The organism is Candidatus Symbiopectobacterium sp. NZEC135 (genome assembly GCF_025962695.1).
In genome coordinates, this window is record NZ_JAGFPF010000271.1 from 1 (window position 1) to 2008 (window position 2008).

Annotated in this window: 2 protein-coding genes and 1 pseudogene; 2 read left to right on the forward strand and 1 reads right to left on the reverse strand. The window is 39.1% G+C overall.

Annotation, left to right across the window (positions count from 1 at the left end):
- Positions 1–538, forward strand: a 538-nt coding sequence (locus J5224_RS25795) for a hypothetical protein (protein WP_264628045.1), incomplete at its 5' end; no start/stop codon positions are given.
- A gap of 176 nt (positions 539–714) precedes the next feature.
- Here the strand turns inward: J5224_RS25795 and J5224_RS25800 are convergent.
- Positions 715–882, reverse strand: a pseudogene (locus tag J5224_RS25800) (IS3 family transposase); the annotation flags it as partial.
- Between the two features lie 432 nt (positions 883–1314).
- Here J5224_RS25800 and J5224_RS25805 point away from each other — a divergent pair.
- Positions 1315–2008, forward strand: a 694-nt coding sequence (locus J5224_RS25805; protein WP_264628046.1) for a linear amide C-N hydrolase, incomplete at its 3' end; no start/stop codon positions are given.

Genomic DNA, 2008 nt, shown 5'->3' on the forward strand with positions numbered 1-2008 from the left:
CGAATGGGCTGTTTTATCGCAAAAAGAACCTTGCATAAAAGCAATGAATGATATAAAAAACGAAATTGACCAATATCCAATAATCATCTATGCCTTAAAATATAACTTATTTCCAATAGGATCTGAGTTTTTAGCGAGTAAATACTTGCCCAAGATGGTTTCAAAATTAAAAGAACAGCAAGTGATTGTGTTAGCTCAAGTTCCAACGATTAGCGAAAATGAACGGTTAAAGTTTATGAATGCTTTTTTAAAAGGGAAACATTACCAATCTAATGAATTTTTAACTTATGGAGAGACAATTGCAAATAACTTAGTTAAAAGTGAGTTGAAAGGTAAAGCTATATTTTTCGATCCTTTATCATATTTAGATGAAAACGCTAAAAAAGAATGGCCTATATACCATGGATTAATGGCGTACTCATTTCATAGCCATTTAAATGAATATGTTACTCGAAAATGGTCTGAAGAGGTACTTCCAAAGCAAAAAGAATTTTGGGAGAGTGTTTTAAAAAAGATGAATAATAAAGCGGTAAATTAGGTTTAGTTAAAAGGCAAGGTAACCAGTTAGTATAACTGGTTTAATGAGACTATAATTTAAATTGTGTAATTGCCTGTTTTTGATGTGTTCACGCCAACAACGGAGACAGGCACATTATGGACGAAAAGAAGCTTAAGGCACTCGCTACCGAACTGGCCTAAGGCCTTAAAACAGAAGAAGATCTCTGGGCTGACACCACCAAGGTGACTGTGTTGGCGCGTCCGGTTGTAGAAGACTTCAATGTAATCGAAGATATCGGCGCTGGCCAGCGCGCGGGTTTTGTAGATCCGCTTACTGATGCGTTCTTTTTTCAGCGCACTGAAGAACGATTCTGCTACCGCATTACAATAAAGGAATCATTAATTCTTACGTTACTGAATTAAAAGATCTCCATAAGCCAGATCCCGTGGATAGCCAAAGAAAATATATTCCTTAAGAGCAGTGCCGATGACCCTGTCGCTGCTGCTTATCGTCCCTGATGTTTGCAAACCCAAGCGTCGCATCCCCTATCACCTTCGGTTCAGTATGGTCTCTGCCCCGGCGTGGCAACGCTTTCTGTTAGCTTCCTGCCGTGCGCACCAAATAAACAACGATCGATTATTCGAAATATTCACGCATCCGGATAGCATTACACTCATCAAATCTTTTGCTATGTTGCTGTAACCTGTGCGGATTTAGCGCTATGATAGAGGGTGATTATAATAGAATTTCAGCTATGGGCGGCAGAGATACTTAATTGATATCATTATATTTTTTAATCATAAGGAGTATCTTGAATGAAAAAAAAACACCTTCTTTATTTTATGTTTCCGCTGTTTTTTTCTGTGCAATTTAGTGCAGAATCCTGTACCAGCCTGGCCATTTTGGATACCAACAATAATTTATACCATGGCCGTACGCTTGAGCTAACGACAGACCTCCCTTCCTGGATAACCTATTATCCTGAAAACACGGTTTTTCAGAAGAAGACACCCGATGGAGAAAATGGGGTACGCTATCAGTCTCATTTCAAAATACTTGCGATTAGTACCAAGGTATATGACGATGGTGATATATATAACATTTTCCAAGGAATGAATAGCGGAGGGCTTTCATTCAGTGCCAACATGATAAATAGCGCTGAGCTTGATGATTTAAAGCCCAATGAATATAAAGATGCCATCCCAGTCACTGCGATAGGCGAATGGGCCTTATCTCAATTTTCTAGCGTCAGTGAAGTCAAAGCGTCGGTAGAAAAGACTAAATTTCGCTCGCCTGTGATTAAAGGATTTGGCAACATTAAAGCGCCATTTCATTATGCGTTTTATGATAAAAACGGCGGCAGTATCGTTATTGAAGCTGTTGATGGTAAATTAAAGGTCTATGAAAATCCAACTCGCGTAATGACCAATGGACCTGGTTTCCCTTGGCACTTGCAGAATCTGAATAACTATACGCAACTGACCAATGTTGATCGCTCTCACGCAACCC